Annotated in this window: 16 protein-coding genes, 3 tRNA genes, 1 rRNA gene, 1 other RNA gene and 1 other annotated feature; of the genes, 5 read left to right on the top strand and 16 right to left on the bottom strand. The window is 45.1% G+C overall.

The window, feature by feature from the left end; all coding sequences use genetic code 11:
• Positions 1 to 9 precede the first annotated feature (9 nt).
• From FOF60_RS00175 to tadA, 10 genes are all read right to left on the bottom strand, one after another.
• Positions 10 to 85: transfer RNA gene (locus FOF60_RS00175), tRNA-Ala, on the bottom strand.
• 15 nt (positions 86 to 100) lie between these two features.
• Positions 101 to 177, bottom strand: a tRNA-Ile gene (locus tag FOF60_RS00170).
• A gap of 109 nt (positions 178 to 286) precedes the next feature.
• Positions 287 to 1836 (bottom strand): 16S ribosomal RNA (locus FOF60_RS00165).
• A gap of 440 nt (positions 1837 to 2276) precedes the next feature.
• Positions 2277 to 2540, bottom strand: a complete 264-nt coding sequence (locus FOF60_RS00160) for a pro-sigmaK processing inhibitor BofA family protein (protein ID WP_023613342.1) — start codon at positions 2538 to 2540, stop codon at positions 2277 to 2279.
• 80 nt (positions 2541 to 2620) lie between these two features.
• Positions 2621 to 2842, bottom strand: a complete 222-nt coding sequence (locus FOF60_RS00155) for a YaaL family protein (RefSeq protein WP_192473675.1) — start codon at positions 2840 to 2842, stop codon at positions 2621 to 2623.
• Between the two features lie 38 nt (positions 2843 to 2880).
• Positions 2881 to 3477, bottom strand: coding sequence for a recombination mediator RecR (gene recR, locus FOF60_RS00150; protein WP_192473674.1), 597 nt, complete (start codon positions 3475 to 3477; stop codon positions 2881 to 2883).
• A gap of 15 nt (positions 3478 to 3492) precedes the next feature.
• Positions 3493 to 3819 (bottom strand): YbaB/EbfC family nucleoid-associated protein, encoded by a 327-nt coding sequence (locus tag FOF60_RS00145; RefSeq protein WP_192473673.1) that lies wholly within the window; start codon positions 3817 to 3819, stop codon positions 3493 to 3495.
• A 17-nt stretch (positions 3820 to 3836) separates the two neighbouring features.
• Positions 3837 to 5522, bottom strand: a complete 1686-nt coding sequence (gene dnaX / locus FOF60_RS00140) for a DNA polymerase III subunit gamma/tau (RefSeq protein ID WP_192473672.1) — start codon at positions 5520 to 5522, stop codon at positions 3837 to 3839.
• Positions 5523 to 5672: 150 nt separating this feature from the next.
• Positions 5673 to 5937, bottom strand: an RNA gene (gene ffs / locus FOF60_RS00135) — signal recognition particle sRNA large type.
• Between the two features lie 76 nt (positions 5938 to 6013).
• On the bottom strand, positions 6014 to 6538 hold the full coding sequence (gene tadA, locus FOF60_RS00130; protein WP_192473671.1) for a tRNA adenosine(34) deaminase TadA: 525 nt from the start codon (positions 6536 to 6538) through the stop codon (positions 6014 to 6016).
• 88 nt (positions 6539 to 6626) lie between these two features.
• On the opposite strand from tadA, the gene FOF60_RS00125 reads away from it, so the two are divergent.
• From FOF60_RS00125 to FOF60_RS00110, 4 genes are all read left to right on the top strand, one after another.
• Complete coding sequence (locus tag FOF60_RS00125; RefSeq protein ID WP_192473670.1) at positions 6627 to 7166, top strand: cysteine hydrolase family protein; 540 nt, start codon at positions 6627 to 6629, stop codon at positions 7164 to 7166.
• A gap of 63 nt (positions 7167 to 7229) precedes the next feature.
• A complete protein-coding gene (locus tag FOF60_RS00120; protein ID WP_192473669.1) occupies positions 7230 to 8513 on the top strand; it encodes a glycoside hydrolase family 18 protein in 1284 nt (427 codons plus the stop codon).
• Between the two features lie 201 nt (positions 8514 to 8714).
• Positions 8715 to 9356 (top strand): deoxynucleoside kinase, encoded by a 642-nt coding sequence (locus FOF60_RS00115; protein ID WP_192473668.1) that lies wholly within the window; start codon positions 8715 to 8717, stop codon positions 9354 to 9356.
• Positions 9353 to 10021 carry a deoxynucleoside kinase gene (locus tag FOF60_RS00110; protein ID WP_192473667.1) on the top strand — a complete coding sequence of 223 codons (669 nt, stop codon included), beginning with the start codon at positions 9353 to 9355 and terminating at the stop codon, positions 10019 to 10021. Before FOF60_RS00115 ends, FOF60_RS00110 begins: the two co-directional genes overlap by 4 nt.
• 421 nt (positions 10022 to 10442) lie before the next feature.
• Here the strand turns inward: FOF60_RS00110 and FOF60_RS00105 are convergent.
• The 6 genes from FOF60_RS00105 to guaB form a co-directional block, all read right to left on the bottom strand.
• Positions 10443 to 10535, bottom strand: a tRNA-Ser gene (locus FOF60_RS00105).
• 126 nt (positions 10536 to 10661) lie between these two features.
• Positions 10662 to 11942, bottom strand: a complete 1281-nt coding sequence (gene serS / locus FOF60_RS00100) for a serine--tRNA ligase (protein WP_192473666.1) — start codon at positions 11940 to 11942, stop codon at positions 10662 to 10664.
• Positions 11943 to 12007: 65 nt separating this feature from the next.
• Positions 12008 to 12227: a binding site (T-box leader), on the bottom strand.
• 54 nt (positions 12228 to 12281) lie between these two features.
• Positions 12282 to 12872, bottom strand: coding sequence for a pyridoxal 5'-phosphate synthase glutaminase subunit PdxT (gene pdxT / locus FOF60_RS00095; protein WP_192473665.1), 591 nt, complete (start codon positions 12870 to 12872; stop codon positions 12282 to 12284).
• Between the two features lie 10 nt (positions 12873 to 12882).
• Entirely contained in the window at positions 12883 to 13764 is an 882-nt protein-coding gene (gene pdxS, locus FOF60_RS00090) for a pyridoxal 5'-phosphate synthase lyase subunit PdxS (RefSeq protein WP_192473664.1), read from the bottom strand.
• Between the two features lie 155 nt (positions 13765 to 13919).
• Complete coding sequence (locus FOF60_RS00085; protein WP_192473677.1) at positions 13920 to 15224, bottom strand: serine hydrolase; 1305 nt, start codon at positions 15222 to 15224, stop codon at positions 13920 to 13922.
• A 231-nt stretch (positions 15225 to 15455) separates the two neighbouring features.
• Positions 15456 to 16922: an IMP dehydrogenase gene (guaB, locus tag FOF60_RS00080; protein ID WP_192473663.1), complete on the bottom strand. Its 1467-nt coding sequence runs from the start codon at positions 16920 to 16922 to the stop codon at positions 15456 to 15458.
• 117 nt (positions 16923 to 17039) lie between these two features.
• Here guaB and FOF60_RS00075 point away from each other — a divergent pair, with 117 nt between their 5' ends.
• Entirely contained in the window at positions 17040 to 17984 is a 945-nt protein-coding gene (locus tag FOF60_RS00075) for a YaaC family protein (protein WP_192473676.1), read from the top strand.
• Positions 17985 to 18071 lie beyond the last annotated feature (87 nt).

The raw sequence follows: 18071 nt of genomic DNA, 5'->3' as shown, positions 1-18071 counted from the left end.
AAAGCGACATGGTGGAGCCTAGCGGGATCGAACCGCTGACCTCCTGCGTGCAAGGCAGGCGCTCTCCCAGCTGAGCTAAGGCCCCGTTATGAAAGATATATGGTGGGCCTAAGTGGACTCGAACCACCGACCTCACGCTTATCAGGCGTGCGCTCTAACCAGCTGAGCTATAGGCCCATATATCATATATAGAGGAATCGCTCCCTCAAAACTAAACAAACAAGCTAATCAACAAGTACGAATCGAAAGATTCGCATTCCGATTGCCATTACGGCAATATCCTTAGAAAGGAGGTGATCCAGCCGCACCTTCCGATACGGCTACCTTGTTACGACTTCACCCCAATCATCTGTCCCACCTTAGGCGGCTGGCTCCAAAAGGTTACCCCACCGACTTCGGGTGTTACAAACTCTCGTGGTGTGACGGGCGGTGTGTACAAGGCCCGGGAACGTATTCACCGCGGCATGCTGATCCGCGATTACTAGCGATTCCGGCTTCATGCAGGCGAGTTGCAGCCTGCAATCCGAACTGAGAATGGATTTATGGGATTGGCTCGACCTCGCGGTTTTGCGGCCCTTTGTTCCATCCATTGTAGCACGTGTGTAGCCCAGGTCATAAGGGGCATGATGATTTGACGTCATCCCCACCTTCCTCCGGTTTGTCACCGGCAGTCACCTTAGAGTGCCCAACTGAATGCTGGCAACTAAGATCAAGGGTTGCGCTCGTTGCGGGACTTAACCCAACATCTCACGACACGAGCTGACGACAACCATGCACCACCTGTCACTCTGTCCCCCGAAGGGGAACGCCCTATCTCTAGGGTTGTCAGAGGATGTCAAGACCTGGTAAGGTTCTTCGCGTTGCTTCGAATTAAACCACATGCTCCACCGCTTGTGCGGGCCCCCGTCAATTCCTTTGAGTTTCAGCCTTGCGGCCGTACTCCCCAGGCGGAGTGCTTAATGCGTTTGCTGCAGCACTAAAGGGCGGAAACCCTCTAACACTTAGCACTCATCGTTTACGGCGTGGACTACCAGGGTATCTAATCCTGTTCGCTCCCCACGCTTTCGCGCCTCAGCGTCAGTTACAGACCAGAGAGCCGCCTTCGCCACTGGTGTTCCTCCACATCTCTACGCATTTCACCGCTACACGTGGAATTCCGCTCTCCTCTTCTGCACTCAAGTTCCCCAGTTTCCAATGACCCTCCCCGGTTGAGCCGGGGGCTTTCACATCAGACTTAAGGAACCGCCTGCGCGCGCTTTACGCCCAATAATTCCGGACAACGCTTGCCACCTACGTATTACCGCGGCTGCTGGCACGTAGTTAGCCGTGGCTTTCTGGTTAGGTACCGTCAAGGTACCGGCAGTTACTCCGGTACTTGTTCTTCCCTAACAACAGAACTTTACGACCCGAAAGCCTTCATCGTTCACGCGGCGTTGCTCCGTCAGACTTTCGTCCATTGCGGAAGATTCCCTACTGCTGCCTCCCGTAGGAGTCTGGGCCGTGTCTCAGTCCCAGTGTGGCCGATCACCCTCTCAGGTCGGCTACGCATCGTTGCCTTGGTGAGCCGTTACCTCACCAACTAGCTAATGCGCCGCGGGCCCATCTGTAAGTGACAGCCGAAACCGTCTTTCAGCTTTCCCTCATGTGAGGGAAAGGATTATCCGGTATTAGCTCCGGTTTCCCGAAGTTATCCCAGTCTTACAGGCAGGTTGCCCACGTGTTACTCACCCGTCCGCCGCTGATCTTCAAAAGCAAGCTAATAAAGATCCGCTCGACTTGCATGTATTAGGCACGCCGCCAGCGTTCGTCCTGAGCCAGGATCAAACTCTCCAAAAAAGAGTTATGAGTTTAGCTCATAAGTTAAAACGTTGGCTCATGTTCTTATAGAAGAAACATGATCATTTATTGTTTGTTGACGCTTGTTTGTTTAGTTTTCAAAGAGCAATTTCATTTGTCACCCGTAGGCGACTTAAATAATATATCATGCTGCCGTTGTTTCGTCAACACTTTTTTAAAAAGTTATTAACTGCTGTTCAACAGCAACGTTTAATATAATATCAACTTCTTCTTGTTTGGTCAATAGCTTTTTACAAAAACTTTGTTATAGCTTTAATTATCGCTTTGCGAATACATACAATCATACGTACCACAAAGGTTTCGAGCCCTTTTCAAAAATGCTTCCGAGTTAACTTTGCGCAATAAGGGCAGAAAAGCAGCAAAGTTTACGGAAAGAGCCTACAAAAATAAAACGCCGCTTCAAAAGCGGCGTTCCTGTTTTATATAATCCACGTCTGAATGGCAACCAGCGCAAACACACCGGGTATTCCTAATAGCCCTGACACTGCTGCGGTTGCAATATTGATTGGAACATAAATTCCGAAGCTGGTTCCGAAGGCGTTAAGAAAAAATAAAAAGATGGCTCCGATTAAGATCTTCACAGCACTCTGGCCAATAAATCGAAGTGGTTTTGTCGGTGCACCGATTATGAGCAGCAAGAAAATCAATCCGCCAAGGACCGATATGACAACTATAGGATCCATACTCTTCCCCCTTACTTCAATGTCTTGTACATTTTTATGTACAAGTTATCAAAATAAGACCTTATTGTATGGAAAAAACATCACTTCTTCTTGATGGTGATTTTCCTGTGCTTCGCTTCTTTAAAAAGAAAGAAGTACTTGGCTTCGGCAATTTTTGCTTCAGTGATAAACTCTTCTGATGGATCGAAGCTTCTTTCAACCAATAGCTTTTGATTATTCCAGTTCCTCTTCATGCTGTCCAGCTGTGCCAATAGTTTATGGTCGAATTCTTTTCTAAGCCATTTCTTTTTACGAAATAACATGACTTTCCTCCAGTAGAGTTTCTTCTTTATATATGGAGTTATACTTCCCTGCGGCCTTCCAGCGCTTTAGAGAGCGTGACTTCATCCGCGTATTCAAGATCTCCGCCGACCGGCAGTCCGTGCGCAATCCTGGTAATCTTGATCCCTGACGGCTTCAGCAGCCTTGAGATGTACATAGCTGTTGCTTCCCCTTCTATATTAGGGTTCGTGGCCAGTATGACTTCCTGGACAGTTTCATCCTGCAGCCTCTTCAATAGGTCTGGTATGTTTATATCTTCGGGTCCAATTCCATCCATAGGAGATATCGCACCATGAAGCACATGATAGAGACCATTGAATTCCTTCATTTTTTCCATCGCAATAACGTCCTTTGGATCTTGTACAACACAAATCACGCTGCGGTCGCGACGCTGGTCTTCACAAATATAGCAAGGATCCTGGTCAGTTATATGGCCGCAGACAGAGCAGTAAGTCAGGTTGCGCTTAGCGTTGACCAATGCCTTAGCGAAATCCAAAACGGTTTCTTCCTTCATGCTTAATACGAAAAAAGCCAGACGAGCGGCCGTTTTCGGGCCGATACCTGGCAATTTCATAAAGCTGTCGATCAGCTTTGATATTGGTTCAGGATAATGCATTCTGTTATATTCCTCCTAGAACATTCCCCCAGGAAGGTTCATCCCTTTTGTGAATTGTCCCATTGTTTTACTTGAAAGTTCTTCTGCTTTTTTCAATGCATCATTCGTTGCAGCAAGCACTAGATCCTGCAGCATTTCTACATCATCAGGGTCTACAACTTCAGGCTTGATTTGAACGTCGATAATTTCCTTGTGGCCAGTCACGATGACAGTTACCATGCCGCCGCCAGCAGTACCTTCAATTTTCTCTTCTCCCAGCTGGACTTGAGCCTCTTCCATTTTCTTTTGCATTTTTTGCATTTGCTTCATCATGTTTTGCATATTACCCATTCCACGCATCATATTAACGTCCTCCAGTACTAGTCTTGTATTTGTATTAATTCATCGCCAAATAGTTTTTTAGCTTCAGCGATCAGCGGGTCTTCTGCTGCAGCAGCTTCGCCCTCTGATGCTCCGTCGCCTCTCTGGCTGATAAAGTTTTCCCTTATTTTAAGCCACTGGTCTTCCGGCACACCAATTACCTGCATCCTTTTTCCGGTGTAGTCATTCATCGCACCGCTGACAGTTTCAGTGAATCTGGTGTTTTCCATTGCCATCTGACAGTGGATTTCATATTTGAATTTTATCACTACTGCTTCATCCGATGCAGCCACAGGTTCTGCTTCATTCAACAAAGCAGCCTGGGAACGCATTTGGTTCGCAGCAAGCATTTCGAGCAGATCTCCCCAGCGCCCTTTGATTGTATGAAGATTTGTCTTGGTAGCGCTTTTCAGTACCTCGTTAATCTTTCCGGTCGGTGCCTGGAAGCCTTTACGGTTTGGACGTGGCGCTTTTTTAGCAGCAGCAGCCGGTTCACTTGATGCCATTCCAGGATTCTGCTGGAATTGTGCCAGTTTTTCCTCGAGCTGCTCAATCCTTCTCAGTAAAGGTTCAACTTGTACATTGCTTGACGGATTTTGATTTTCCAGCTGACAGAGTTTTACAATAGCCACCTCAAGGAAGATACGGGGATGGTTTGTCCAGCGCATCTCTTGCTGTGCTTTATTCAAGACCTCGATCAGTTCATAGATTTGTGCCGGCTCGACCTGATTGGCCAGTTCCTGGAAATCGTCGTCGAGCATGACTCGTTCCATAGATTCCTCTAATGCCGGTGCTGCCTTGTACAGGAGCATATCACGGTAAAAGAAAATCAGATCCTCTATGAACCTTGCTGGATCCTTCCCTTGCAAAAGCAATTCTTCTAATGCTTCCAGTCCAGCGGCCGCATTTCGTTCGTGAACCGCCCTGGCCAGCTGGTTCAGGAAGTTCTGTGATACGGTACCTGTTACCGTGAGGGCATCTTCAATCGTAACTCGATCCTGGCTGAATGAAATTGCCTGATCAAGCAGACTTAAGGCATCACGCATTCCGCCTTCTGCAGCCCTGGAAATGATCTGCAAGGCTTTTTCATCGCAATCCACTCCAGATTCCTCAACAACTTGCTTCATCCTGCCAACGATTGCCTGAGCAGTGATCCTCTTAAAATCAAATCGCTGGCATCGTGAAATGATTGTGAGTGGAATCTTATGGGGCTCAGTCGTTGCGAGGATAAAGATGACATGCTTTGGAGGCTCTTCAAGGGTTTTCAGCAAGGCGTTGAATGCTCCGATGGAAAGCATATGCACTTCATCAATGATGTATACTTTATACTTCACGACGTTCGGCGCATACTTAACCTTATCTCGGATATCCCGGATTTCCTCGACACCGTTATTGGAAGCGGCGTCGATTTCAATTACATCAGGAATCGATCCATCCGTTATTCCACGGCAGGCATCGCATTCATTGCAAGGCTCGGCCGTTGGAGCTTTTTCACAGTTAACCGCTTTTGCCAAAATTTTCGCAGCACTCGTTTTCCCAGTCCCCCTGGGGCCGGAAAATAGATAGGCATGTGATATTTTTTGTTGAAGCAGAGCGTTTTGCAGTGTCGTTGTGACATGTTCCTGTCCGACCACATCAATGAATTGCTGTGGACGCCAGACACGATATAAAGCTTGGTAGGCCAATGACACCGCTCCCTTCCTTTTATTATCTTATCTATTATAACGCAAATAACTTTCAATTTCACTTTTACCAATGGAAGTTTTTACGCTTTTTAAAATGACAAAAAACTCATCTCCGCTAAAGAGATGAGTTGAATGTATCATATTTAACTGCCGCGCACCTTCCGTCGACTGAATACCATAAGCGTTACTTAAGCAGTTAGCTCGGCCCAGGCAACCCTGCGGCACATGGGAGCGTCCACTTAATGCTGCTTCCTTCCGGACCTGACATGGTTCATGGATTCCCATTGCGCAGGACCCGGGCGTCAACACCACTTGCTTAAGGCAGACCCTACAGTAAATCAGCCTCAGGAAGGGATTCATCCCCGCTAGAGCGGATTGCGGGTACAGGGCACCGCTACCTCCCCGACTAGCACGGCAAAATTGAAACCTTATTTAGGTGTGTCTCAAGGACACATACATAGTATACTAACTCACGGCCCAAAATGCAATGCTTATCCCCTGTCAATTCCTGTCTGTTGTTCCAATTCGTCTTTCGCCTGCTTCTTTTTCAACTTTTTCTTTTCCCGCAGATTCCTGAAAAAATCGGATAACAGTGCTCCGCATTCTGCTTCCAGCACGCCAGTCACAACCTCACTTTGATGGTTGAAGCGTTCGTCCTGGAGGATATTCATGAAGGTACCAGCGCAGCCGCCTTTAGGGTCCTTTGCCCCATAGACCACTTTTTTCACGCGGGAAAGCATGATCGCTCCGGCACACATCGGGCATGGCTCCAGTGTTACATAGAGAATGGCATCCTCCAGCCTCCATGTTCCGAGCTTCTGGCACGCCTTGTCAATCGCCAGCACCTCTGCATGGGCAATAGAACTTTGCTTCGTTTCGCGGAGATTATGGGCACGGGCAATGATTTCCCCATCCAGGACGATGACCGCACCGATTGGCACTTCATCTATCTGGCCTGCTTTTTTCGCTTCTTCAATTGCTTCTAACATATATCGTTCATCTGGAGTATATTCCATCTTTTCCTCCATTAAAGTGTTTTATATTTCCAAGTGGTTTAATAATCCCCCGCCGGTAAAAATATAAAGGATAAGGAGAGGATTATTCATGGCAAAGACTGCTCTATTGATCATCGATATGATCAATGATTTTAACTTTGACGCAGGGGAAGACCTTGCAAAAAATACTGAAAAAATCATTGATCCCATTTTAAAGTTAAAGAAATCTTTCAATGAAAAAGACATGCCCGTTATCTATATTAATGACCATTATAATCTATGGCAGGCTGATTTTGAAAAAATCATGGATCACTGCTCAAATGAAACAAGCAGTGAAATCATTAAAAAGATTGCTCCTGAGAAGAATCAGGACTATTTCTTAATCAAGCCGAAGCACTCCGCTTTTTATGGAACTGCGCTTCACACCCTTCTTCAGCAATTGAAGGTAGGTACCTTGGTCCTGTCAGGGATTGCTGGCAATATTTGCGTCCTTTTCACCGCGAATGATGCCTACATGCGCGAATACAACCTGATCATACCAGAGGACTTCATTGCCTCCAATTATGACGAGGATAATAAATACGCACTGACAATGATGAAAAACGTCCTTTCAGCCGAAACAATGCCATCAATCGAACTTGATTTATAACATACTGCATTTTCTTCCTTCATACAATGGTTGTAGCGCTAAAAATGCCAGGGAGGGAAGAAAATGCAAATTCACGTGGTACAGCAAGGTCAGACATTGACACAGATCGCTCAACTTTACGGGTCTTCTGTTACGGATATAACCGAGGCGAACGAACTGCCCAACCCGAATAATCTAGTCGTAGGCCAGGCGATGGTCATCCCGATTGTCGGAAGCTTTTATTTTGTCCAGCCAGGCGACACCTTATGGGCGATTTCGAGAAGGTACGGAACCACTCCGCAGGAACTCGCTAGAATCAACGGCATCTCGGTCAACCAGCCATTGTCAGTCGGATTCCGCTTATATATTCCACAGCGGCCGAAAACAAATGCAGAATTCAATGCATATGTAGAACCCCGCGGGAACACAGTGGCACCTGCACTGGAAACTGCTGCCCGGGAAGCTGCCCCTTATTTGACCTACCTTGCGCCATTCAGCTTCCAGGCTTTGCGCGATGGGTCGTTGAAGGAGCCGCTGCTGAACAATTTCCCGGCGATTGCCGAGGCGAACAATAATATATTGATGATGGTGATCACCAATCAGGAAAACGACCAGTTCAGCGATGAGCTAGGGCGGATTATCCTGAATGATATTCCTGTCCAGAACAGATTCCTGAATAATATAGTCACGACGGCAAAAAAGTACGGATTCCGCGATATCCATTTTGATTTTGAATTCCTTCGTCCAGAAGACCGTGAAGCCTATAACACCTTCCTGCGCAAAGCAAGGGACCGTTTTAAACAGGAAGGCTGGTTCATCTCGACTGCTCTCGCCCCAAAAACGAGTGCAGAACAGACAGGGCCCTGGTATACCGCACACGACTACAAAGCACATGGAGAAATTGTTGATTTCGTGGTCATCATGACATATGAATGGGGATACAGCGGCGGACCTGCGCAGGCAGTATCGCCAATTGGCCCTGTTCGTGAGGTTTTAGAGTATGCTATTAGTGAAATGCCATCGCAAAAAGTCATGATGGGCCAGAATCTTTATGGATATGACTGGACTCTCCCATTTGTCCAGGGGACAATCGCAAGGGCCGTCAGTCCTCAGCAGGCAATCCAGATTGCAGCCGATAATAATGTAGCGATTCAGTACAATACAAGATCTCAAGCGCCAACCTTCAGATATACAGCACAAGATGGAAAACAGCATGAAGTCTGGTTTGAGGACGCCCGATCCATCCAGGCGAAATTCGACCTCATCAAAGAATTGAACTTGAGAGGAATGAGCTACTGGAAGCTTGGACTTTCCTTCCCGCAAAACTGGCTTCTCATCCAGGATAATTTTAACGTCGTAAAAAGATAAAATTTTCTGTTAAAATAATTTTACAAATTCCGATAATATATGACAGGCGCAGTATTTCTGCGGCTGTCTTCTTTTTTGCTAAAATTGCCTCCTAATATTCCATACCCATACCATACTATGGTGTGATAAAATGGACTTTGCGTGATTTAACTGACAGAAATGTAAAAAAGAGATAGATACAACAGAGAGGGAGGACATGTTGTGGAAGGAACACCTTTTATAACGGTTGAAGGACCAATCGGGATCGGGAAAACGTCACTTGCCCGCGCCATTTCCGAACGGTTTCAATTTGCACTTTTAAAGGAAATTGTCGATGAAAATCCATTTTTGGGGAAGTTCTACGATAACATAGAAGAATGGAGTTTCCAGACAGAAATGTTTTTCCTCTGCAATCGATATAAGCAGCTTGGAGATATTAATGAACATTACCTCAGCAAAGACAAATCAGTCGTAGCTGATTATCATATCATGAAAAACCTCATTTTCGCCCAGCGCACATTGAATGAACAGGAATATAAAAAATACCTAGATATTTATCAAATCCTGACAAAAGATATGCCTAAGCCAAATGTCATCATTTACTTGAATGCAAGTCTCGATACATTGCTGAAGCGGATCAAAATGCGCGGCCGCGAAGTCGAAAAAAACATCAGTCCATTATATTTAGAGCAATTATCCCTAGATTATGAACAAGCAATGCTTCAGTTCGAAAAAGACCACCCTGAAATCCCAGTCCTCCGTTTCAGCGGCGACGATCTGGATTTTGTTAAAAATGAAGAAGATCTCCAGCTGATCATCGACCAGCTAACCGCATCATTAAGAAAAAGGAGCGTACAACCATGAATCTAAGAACAAAATATGACATCCCGGCTAATGCGGTCATAACGATTGCCGGAACAGTTGGAGTCGGCAAATCGACTATGACGAATGCCCTGGCGGATGCCCTTCGGTTCCGTACATCCTTTGAAAAAGTAGATACCAACCCATACCTTGATAAGTTCTATGCCGATTTCGAACGCTGGAGCTTCCACCTGCAAATCTACTTCCTTGCTGAGCGCTTCAAGGAGCAGAAGAGGATTTTTGAATACGGCGGCGGCTTTATCCAGGACCGTTCCATCTATGAAGATACAGGCATCTTCGCAAAAATGCATTATGAAAAAGGCACAATGTCTCCTGTGGATTACGAAACATACAAGAGCCTGTTCGAAGCAATGGTCATGACACCATACTTCCCGCATCCAGATTTACTGATCTACCTTGAAGGGTCACTAGATGATATTCTTGAGCGCATTAAGCTAAGAGGACGTCCAATGGAACAGCAGACACCAATCACCTATTGGGAAGAAATGCACGGCCGCTATGAAAACTGGATCAATAACTTCAACGCATGCCCAGTCCTTCGTCTGAACATCAATGATTACGACTTGTTTAATAATCCTGAATCAATCGAACCAATCGTTGAGAAAATCGCGACACATATCAAGCAAACTCAATTATTGAAAAAATAAAACCGCCGATTGGCGGTTTTTTTGATTGGAGGGTGAACAGGGCTGTTGATTTCCGTTCCAGGCGCTTCGCTTTCCACGGGGCTGGCGGTGAGCCTCCTCGTCGCCGTTGGCGTCTGCGGGGTCTCACCTGTCCAGCTGATCCCGCAGGACATTGATTAAGCTTCCTGGAACCTGCCCACGCACGATGGAAATGCGTTAGCATTTTCGGAGGAGTCTACACGCCTTCCACTCCAATCAACAGCGTTTCTAAATTTTAAATGTTGCTTATTAGTTACCATTTGTAACATCATTCCACAAGCCGTGGCTCGACTGATTCAAGAGAAATTAATATACATATAAAAAAACCCGCTACATAGTAACGGGTTTTTCTACACAATCTCCAAATTGTTTTTATGCGTTAATGCTTTAATATTAAAATTTATGGAGGAGGTAGAGGGATTCGAACCCCCGCGCGGTGTTACCCGCCTGTCGGTTTTCAAGACCGATCCCTTCAGCCAGACTTGGGTATACCTCCGAGACAAGAAATATAATATCATGTATTTAAAAACGAGTCAACACTTCTTTAAAAGTTTTTTCGGACAGGAGTACATCCTGTCCGAAAAAGAAGTTCTGATAGTTCAAATTCCCCTATAAAGGACCATTATTCTGGAGCAATAACTTCCCTGTTGCCCATGTATGGACGCAATACTTCAGGAATGATGACACTGCCGTCAGCCTGCTGGTAGTTCTCGAGGATGGCGGCAACTGTGCGGCCGATCGCAAGGCCTGATCCATTCAGTGTATGCACATGCTCTGGCTTCGCCTTTGCTTCGCGGCGGAAACGGATATTCGCACGTCTTGCCTGGAATCCTTCAAAGTTACTGCAAGAAGAAATTTCCCTGTAGATGCCGTAGCTTGGGATCCAGACTTCAATATCATATTTCTTAGCAGCTGTGAAGCCGAGGTCTGCAGAGCACATGCTTAACACGCGGTAAGGAAGTCCAAGCAATTGAAGCACTTTCTCAGCATGTCCAGTCAGCTTTTCAAGTTCCTCATAAGAATCTTCAGGCTTAACAAACTTAACTAATTCAACCTTGTTAAACTGGTGCTGACGGATCAAACCGCGCGTATCGCGTCCCGCAGAACCTGCCTCAGAACGGAAACATGCGCTGTATGCTGCATAATTGACCGGAAGCTCATCTGCAGTCAGGATCTCATCACGGTGCATATTCGTAACAGGTACCTCTGCAGTCGGAATCAGGAAGTAATCTTCGCTCTCGATTCGGAATGCATCCTCTTCAAACTTAGGAAGTTGTCCTGTCCCTGTCATGCTGGCACGATTGACCATATAAGGAGGCAGAACTTCTTTGTAGCCATGCTCGTCAACATGAAGGTCAAGCATGAAACTAATCAACGCTCGCTCAAGGCGTGCTCCCAATCCCTTGTAAAAGACAAAACGGCTGCCAGTTACTTTTCCAGCGCGTTCAAAATCAAGAATTTTCAAGTGGTCTGCAACATCCCAGTGCGGCTTTGCTTCGAATTCAAAATCACGGATTTCTCCCCATTTGCGAACTTCTACATTGTCATCTTCTGTTTCTCCGATTGGAACACTTTCATGAGGGATATTCGGAATGCTGAGCATCAGGTTTTCTAGCTCTTCTTCTACCTCACGAAGCTGGTCATCCAGAACCTTGATTTTGTCTCCTACCTCACGCATCTCAGCGATCAGGTGGTCAGCGTCCTGCTTTTCACGCTTCAACTGCGCAACCTGCTGGGATACTTCATTCCTTCTGCTCTTCAGCTGTTCAGCGTCCAGTATCAACTCCCTGCGTCTCACATCCAGGTCCTCAAACTTGCCGAAGTCGGTCATGTCTTCGCCACGGTGCTGCAGTTTTTGTTTAACTTCTTCAAAATTTGCTCTTAAATATTTTACGTCTAACACTGCGATTTCCTCCCTTTTACCTGAAGTAAAAAAGCCTTTGATAAAATAAAAAACTCCCGTCCCCAAAAAGGGACGAGAGTTAACCCGCGTTGCCACCCTAGTTGAAAGCAATTAAATGCTTTCCACTCATAAAATAACGGTTTTTACCGAAAGTATTTACTGGCCATTAATGGCGTTCCATACTCTGCTCGAGGGCGGATTCCTTTGCTCCAGACACCGGTTCTCACCAACCACCGGCTCTCTTTGGAATGGACACAAGCTACTATTCCCTCTCATCGCTTTTTTACTATCGAATTTTAATTCATAATTTACTACAATTATGTTCTCCATGCAAGCTGTTTATGCAAAATTTTTACTCTTTGTCTCTTCGACCATTTTCACAAAGTAGCTCATGAGTCGATAATCATCCGTTAACTCCGGATGAAAAGAACAGCCAAGGAACTGTCCATCACGAGCAGCAACAATTCTGCCATTATGCTTCGCCAGCACCTCTACATTTTCTCCAGCTTCCACAATATGAGGTGCCCGGATGAATACTGCTGAGAAATTATCCGCCACTCCAGCAATATTGATGTCAGCTTCAAAGCTTTCTCGCTGGCGGCCGAATGAGTTGCGTTCTACTTTTACATCCATGACACCGAGATGTGGTGCATCGTACCCAACCAGATCATTCGCTAATAAAATCAAGCCAGCACATGTTCCGAACATTGGTTTGCCATCGGCTGCGAATTTCTTTAACTCTTCCATAAAGACATATTGATCGATCAGACGGCGGATCGTGGTGCTTTCTCCCCCAGGAATGATCAGGCCATCGACTTCTGCCAGCTGATCGGGACGCTTAATGACAACCCCTTCAGCTCCAGATGCCTCAATTGCCCATATATGCTCTCGTACAGCCCCTTGAAGGCCAAGTACTCCAATCTTTATCATAGGCATCCCCTTACCAGCCGCGGTCCTGCATACGGGCTTCTGGTGCCAATGATGAAATATCCATGCCCTTCATCGGGATGCCAAGGCCTTTCGAAATGCTCGCAATCAGTTCATAATCCTGATAATGAGTAGTTGCTTCGACAATTGCCTTTGCAAACTTAGCAGGATTATCAGATTTGAAGATACCAGACCCTACAAACACACCGTCAGCACCCAGCTGCATCATTAATGCTGCGTCTGCCGGAGTAGCAACACCGCCTGCAGCAAAGTTGACAACCGGAAGGCGTCCGAGCTGCTTGATTTCCAGCAGAAGCTCATATGGGGCTCCCAGAAGCTTGGCTTCAGTCATTAGTTCATCCATATCCATTGCCACTACTTTACGCACCTGCGCATTTACCTTGCGGATATGGCGGACAGCTTCTACAATATTTCCTGTACCTGGCTCTCCCTTTGTACGAAGCATCGAAGCTCCCTCGCCGATTCTTCTTGCTGCCTCACCAAGGTCACGGCATCCGCATACAAAAGGAACTGTATAATCTCTCTTATTCAGGTGAAATTCTTCATCTGCCGGAGTCAGGACTTCACTCTCATCTATATAATCAACACCCATAGCTTCGAGGACGCGGGCTTCTACGATATGGCCAATTCGTGCTTTTGCCATAACGGGAATTGTGACAGCACCCATTACCTCTTCAACGATCCTTGGATCAGCCATTCTAGCCACTCCGCCAGCTGCGCGGATATCCGAAGGGACACGTTCCAATGCCATTACTGCAACTGCACCGGCCTCTTCGGCAATCTTTGCCTGCTCAGCATTGACAACGTCCATGATGACGCCGCCTTTTTGCATCTCTGCCATACCACGTTTAACACGATCAGTACCTGTCTTCATTCTTTTTCCCCCTTGTCCCTGTAAAAGGGTTACTATGTAAGCAATTGCAAATAACTGGATATTCAGACTTCATTAGTCGGAATTACAGCTACCCCCTATTGAAAATAAACAATAAAAAAGGTTTCCTGTCAAGACAGGAAACCTTTCACTATTAATTAAAACCAACCTTTTACAGTATCAGCAATTCCGCCAAAAAGGTCTCCAAAGAATCCGCCGACTCCGCGCATCATAAGCACGAACCAGTTCGCTTTTTCAACACTCTCAGCCGCAACAACTGGTACTTGGACTTGCTTTTGTCCTTCTTCAGATAAGAAGCTGATGTTTTCATCCTTCTTGGACTTAACAGTCATATAGCCGACTTGCTCACCCTTCTTGATAGGAGCAGTCAATTCGCCATTTTCATTCAGTTTCTTTTTATCCAATACAAGTACTGGTTCATATTGATCCTTTTCACCATTCCTGATGGTCATCGTAATGGACTCTTTAGACTGGATCTTCACACTGTCTTCCTTCCCTTTTGTTACCGGAAGGTTTTTCTTACCTTTTACCTGGTGATTCTTTTTCACAAGCTCTTCTTCTGTAAAATTACTGAAAGCAAAGTCAAGGATCTTACGCGTTTCAGAAAAACGGCTGTCCTTGGAATCTGCCTTCATGATTACCGAAATGAATCTTTGATCATTTCTCATCGCAGTAGCCGTAAAGCCATAGCCAGCAAAATCAGTCGAACCAGTTTTTAAACCGTCTACACCATCATATTGGTAAACTAGGCCTGGAAGCATCCAGTTAAAGTTTTTATACTCACGTCCGTCACGGAACTTCAAGGAAGGCATGCTTGCTGTATCCAACACTTCCGGGTAATCGTTTAATAATCGGAAGGCAAGTGTGGCCAATGAGCGTGCAGACATGACATTCTCTTCTTCCGGACTGCCGGCAGGATGTTGCCCTAAAAGATCGCTATTGTTCAACCCTGATGAGTTAACAAATTTATAATCCTTCAAACCAAGCTCAGCAGCTTTTTTGTTCATTTTTTCAACATGGTTCTTTTCTGTTCCAGAAAGGACCTCAGCAAGCGCGACGGTTGCTGCATTTCCAGAGTGGATTGCCATTGCTTCATACAATTCTTGTACCGTATAATCTTCACCTTGAGTTAATCCTACATTCGAAAGGCCAGGGGCAGCTGATAATTTATGGACGTACTCATTGATCTTTACCTTTTGGTCCCATTTCAGCTTTCCTTCTTTTACCGCTTCGAGAACCATATATTCGGTCATCATTTTTGCCATGGAAGCTACGCCCAGGACAACATCTGAATTTTTCTCATATAAAACTCTTCCCGTATCTGCATCAATCAGCATGGCTGCTTCGGCATCGATGCCTAGCTGTCCCTCTGCTGCTTCAGCCTCCATTGAAAATCCGGAAAACATAGTTGTGATCGTTAAAATGAATGCTGCAAAGAACATTGAAAGCTGTTTTTGTTTACGATTCAAGACGACTTTCCCTCCAAAATTTTTATAAAATATCTATGAAACTTACATTTTTGTTGACCCTAAAAAATCACACCCGTATAGTTTACCATAAAAAAAATGAAAAAAATAGACAGAGAATAGTCACTCTGTCTATTGTAAAATCAGGAAAAAACGACTGATATACAGGTAGAAAGTCGTAGTTCCTGCTGGATTCCATTTTATAAATTAGCTCATGGAGTAGTTCGGTGCTTCCTTCGTGATCTGGACATCATGCGGATGGCTCTCTCTCAGACCCGCTCCTGTCATCTTGATGAATTGGGCATTCTCCCTTAGTTCCTCAAGATTAGCTGTGCCGCAATATCCCATACCTGAGCGAATGCCGCCAACAAGTTGATAGATTGTATCTGTAAGCGGTCCTTTATATGGGATTCGGCCTTCTATACCTTCAGGAACGAACTTCTTATTATCTTCCTGGAAGTAACGATCTTTAGATCCCTTTTCCATTGCTCCGACAGAGCCCATTCCACGGTATACTTTGAAGCGTCTTCCCTGATAGATTTCAGTTTCTCCCGGACTTTCGCTGACACCCGCCAGCAAGCTGCCGAGCATGACAGCATGCCCTCCGGCAGCAAGAGCCTTAACGATATCCCCGGAATATTTGATCCCGCCATCTGCAATGATTGCCTTTCCGTGCTTCCGTGCTTCTGTTGCACAATCATATACTGCAGTAATTTGCGGAACCCCTACACCTGCTACAACTCTCGTCGTACAGATAGAACCCGGCCCGATGCCGACCTTGACAATATCCGCACCTGCTTCGATCAATTCTCTTGTCGCTTCTGCAGTCGCAACGTTCCCCGCAATAATATTCAGTTCCGGGTAGCTTTCACGAATTTGCCTTACCGTTTCAATAACCCCTCTCGAGTGTCCGTGGGCAGTATCGACAACGATGACATCTACATGTGATTTTACCAGCATCTCAACACGTTTCATCGTATCAGCTGTAACACCGACTGCAGCACCGCACAGCAAGCGGCCTTGCGAATCCTTAGAAGAGTTCGGGAACTCAATTACTTTTTCAATATCTTTTATGGTAATGAGCCCTTTCAGTACGCCTTCGTCATTTACTAGTGGGAGTTTTTCAATCTTATGGCGCTGAAGGATCTTCTCTGCTTCTTCAAGGGTAGTTCCCACAGAAGCAGTCACCAAGTCATTTTTCGTCATAACTTCTTCGATTTTAATAGAGTAATCCTGGATAAAACGCATATCACGGTTCGTAATGATTCCAACAAGCTTTTGTTCTTCTTCATTATTAACAATTGGGACACCTGAAATGCGGTATTTACCCATTAGATGTTCAGCATCAAATACTTGATGCTCAGGAGTTAAAAAGAATGGATCAGTAATGACTCCACTTTCAGAACGCTTTACTTTATCGACCTGGTCCGCCTGCTGTTCTATGGACATGTTTTTATGTATGATACCAAGTCCGCCCTGCCTGGCAATCGAAATGGCCAGTTCAGATTCTGTTACAGTATCCATGCCGGCACTGATGATCGGTATATTCAACCTCAAAGTCTCCGTCAGGCTGACCTTCAGGCTCACATCCTTTGGCAGCACCTCAGATTTGGCCGGTACCAACAGCACATCATCAAACGTTAATCCTTCTTTTGCAAATTTACTTTCCCACATAGTAAATGACCCCCTTTAAGAAAATATTATTTGTAGGTTATCAATTGGTTAAAATACTGTCAAGAAGGTTATTATTTGTCCGATTTTTCAAATAACTTGGAGGTTTTTCATGTGTCTATGCTTTATAAGGAATGGAACAGTTACACACTCTTCTTTTCAGCAGAGTATTCACAAGCCTACCTGAAAAAATGTTATCGTAAAATCAACATCGACCAGCCTGACATGAAAAGCTTCGAAAACTGTTATCCCTTCATGTATTATCTCGAACATGGGAAGCTTTACTATGAACAGGCAGAAAAGTCTCCGCTGGCCATTCAGCCAATCCTGCTCTTTTACGGACTTGTCCATCTAATAAAAGCATGCATCCTGACAGTCGAACCTGATTACCCTGAAACCACTTCCGTTCTTGCTCACGGCGTCTCCACAAGAAAACGAAAAAAACAACAGTACAGCTTCACAGACGATGAAGTGAAGTTTCAAAAGAATGGGCTATTCTCACTTATGGCAGAAAAAATGTTCCACATGAAACAATTGGAAGGTGAAAAAGCAACAATGGGTGACGTAATGGAACTGATTCCGGAATTATCCGGCATCTTTTCTGACTTAAGAGGCAAGCAAATATTTGAAGTAGTTAAAGCAAGTGACTCAAGTTTTTCACTGTCTAAAACCATAATCGACCATTTTCATATGACCGAGAACCGCTTTAAGGAGTTCTATCAGGCCAAATCCTCTATTCCTGTCTCTTTTGTAGAGGACCCTAATCGAATCAGGTTTGAAGCAAACTTAAAGGAAACACAAGAACCCCTTCCGTTAAAATACAATCTGGAAGAGCAGCATTATGTATTTCCCTTAAATAAAGGTGACTTATTTCTATTTCCAGAACTGCTGCTGCACTACTTACTGTTATATAATCTCGGAATGATTGCACGCTATGAAACAGAATGGTGGAGTGAGTTAATCAAAATGATGCCCAATGAAGACTATCCATTGATCCAGTCCTTTTTAAAATCAACATTAAGAAAAGGACCTTACTTAATTTACCAGTACCTAATGAATAAGTAATAACCTCAAGGGTTGGAACTTCTACACGCATTACAGCTGATGATAGATATGTTTAGGTAAGCCGATATCGGGAATTTCACTTATATC

This window comes from Mesobacillus jeotgali (assembly GCF_014856545.2).
GTDB lineage: Bacteria > Bacillota > Bacilli > Bacillales > Cytobacillaceae > Mesobacillus.
The sequence above is the reverse complement of the archived record's forward strand: the minus strand, read 5'-3'. Positions and strand labels throughout refer to the sequence as shown.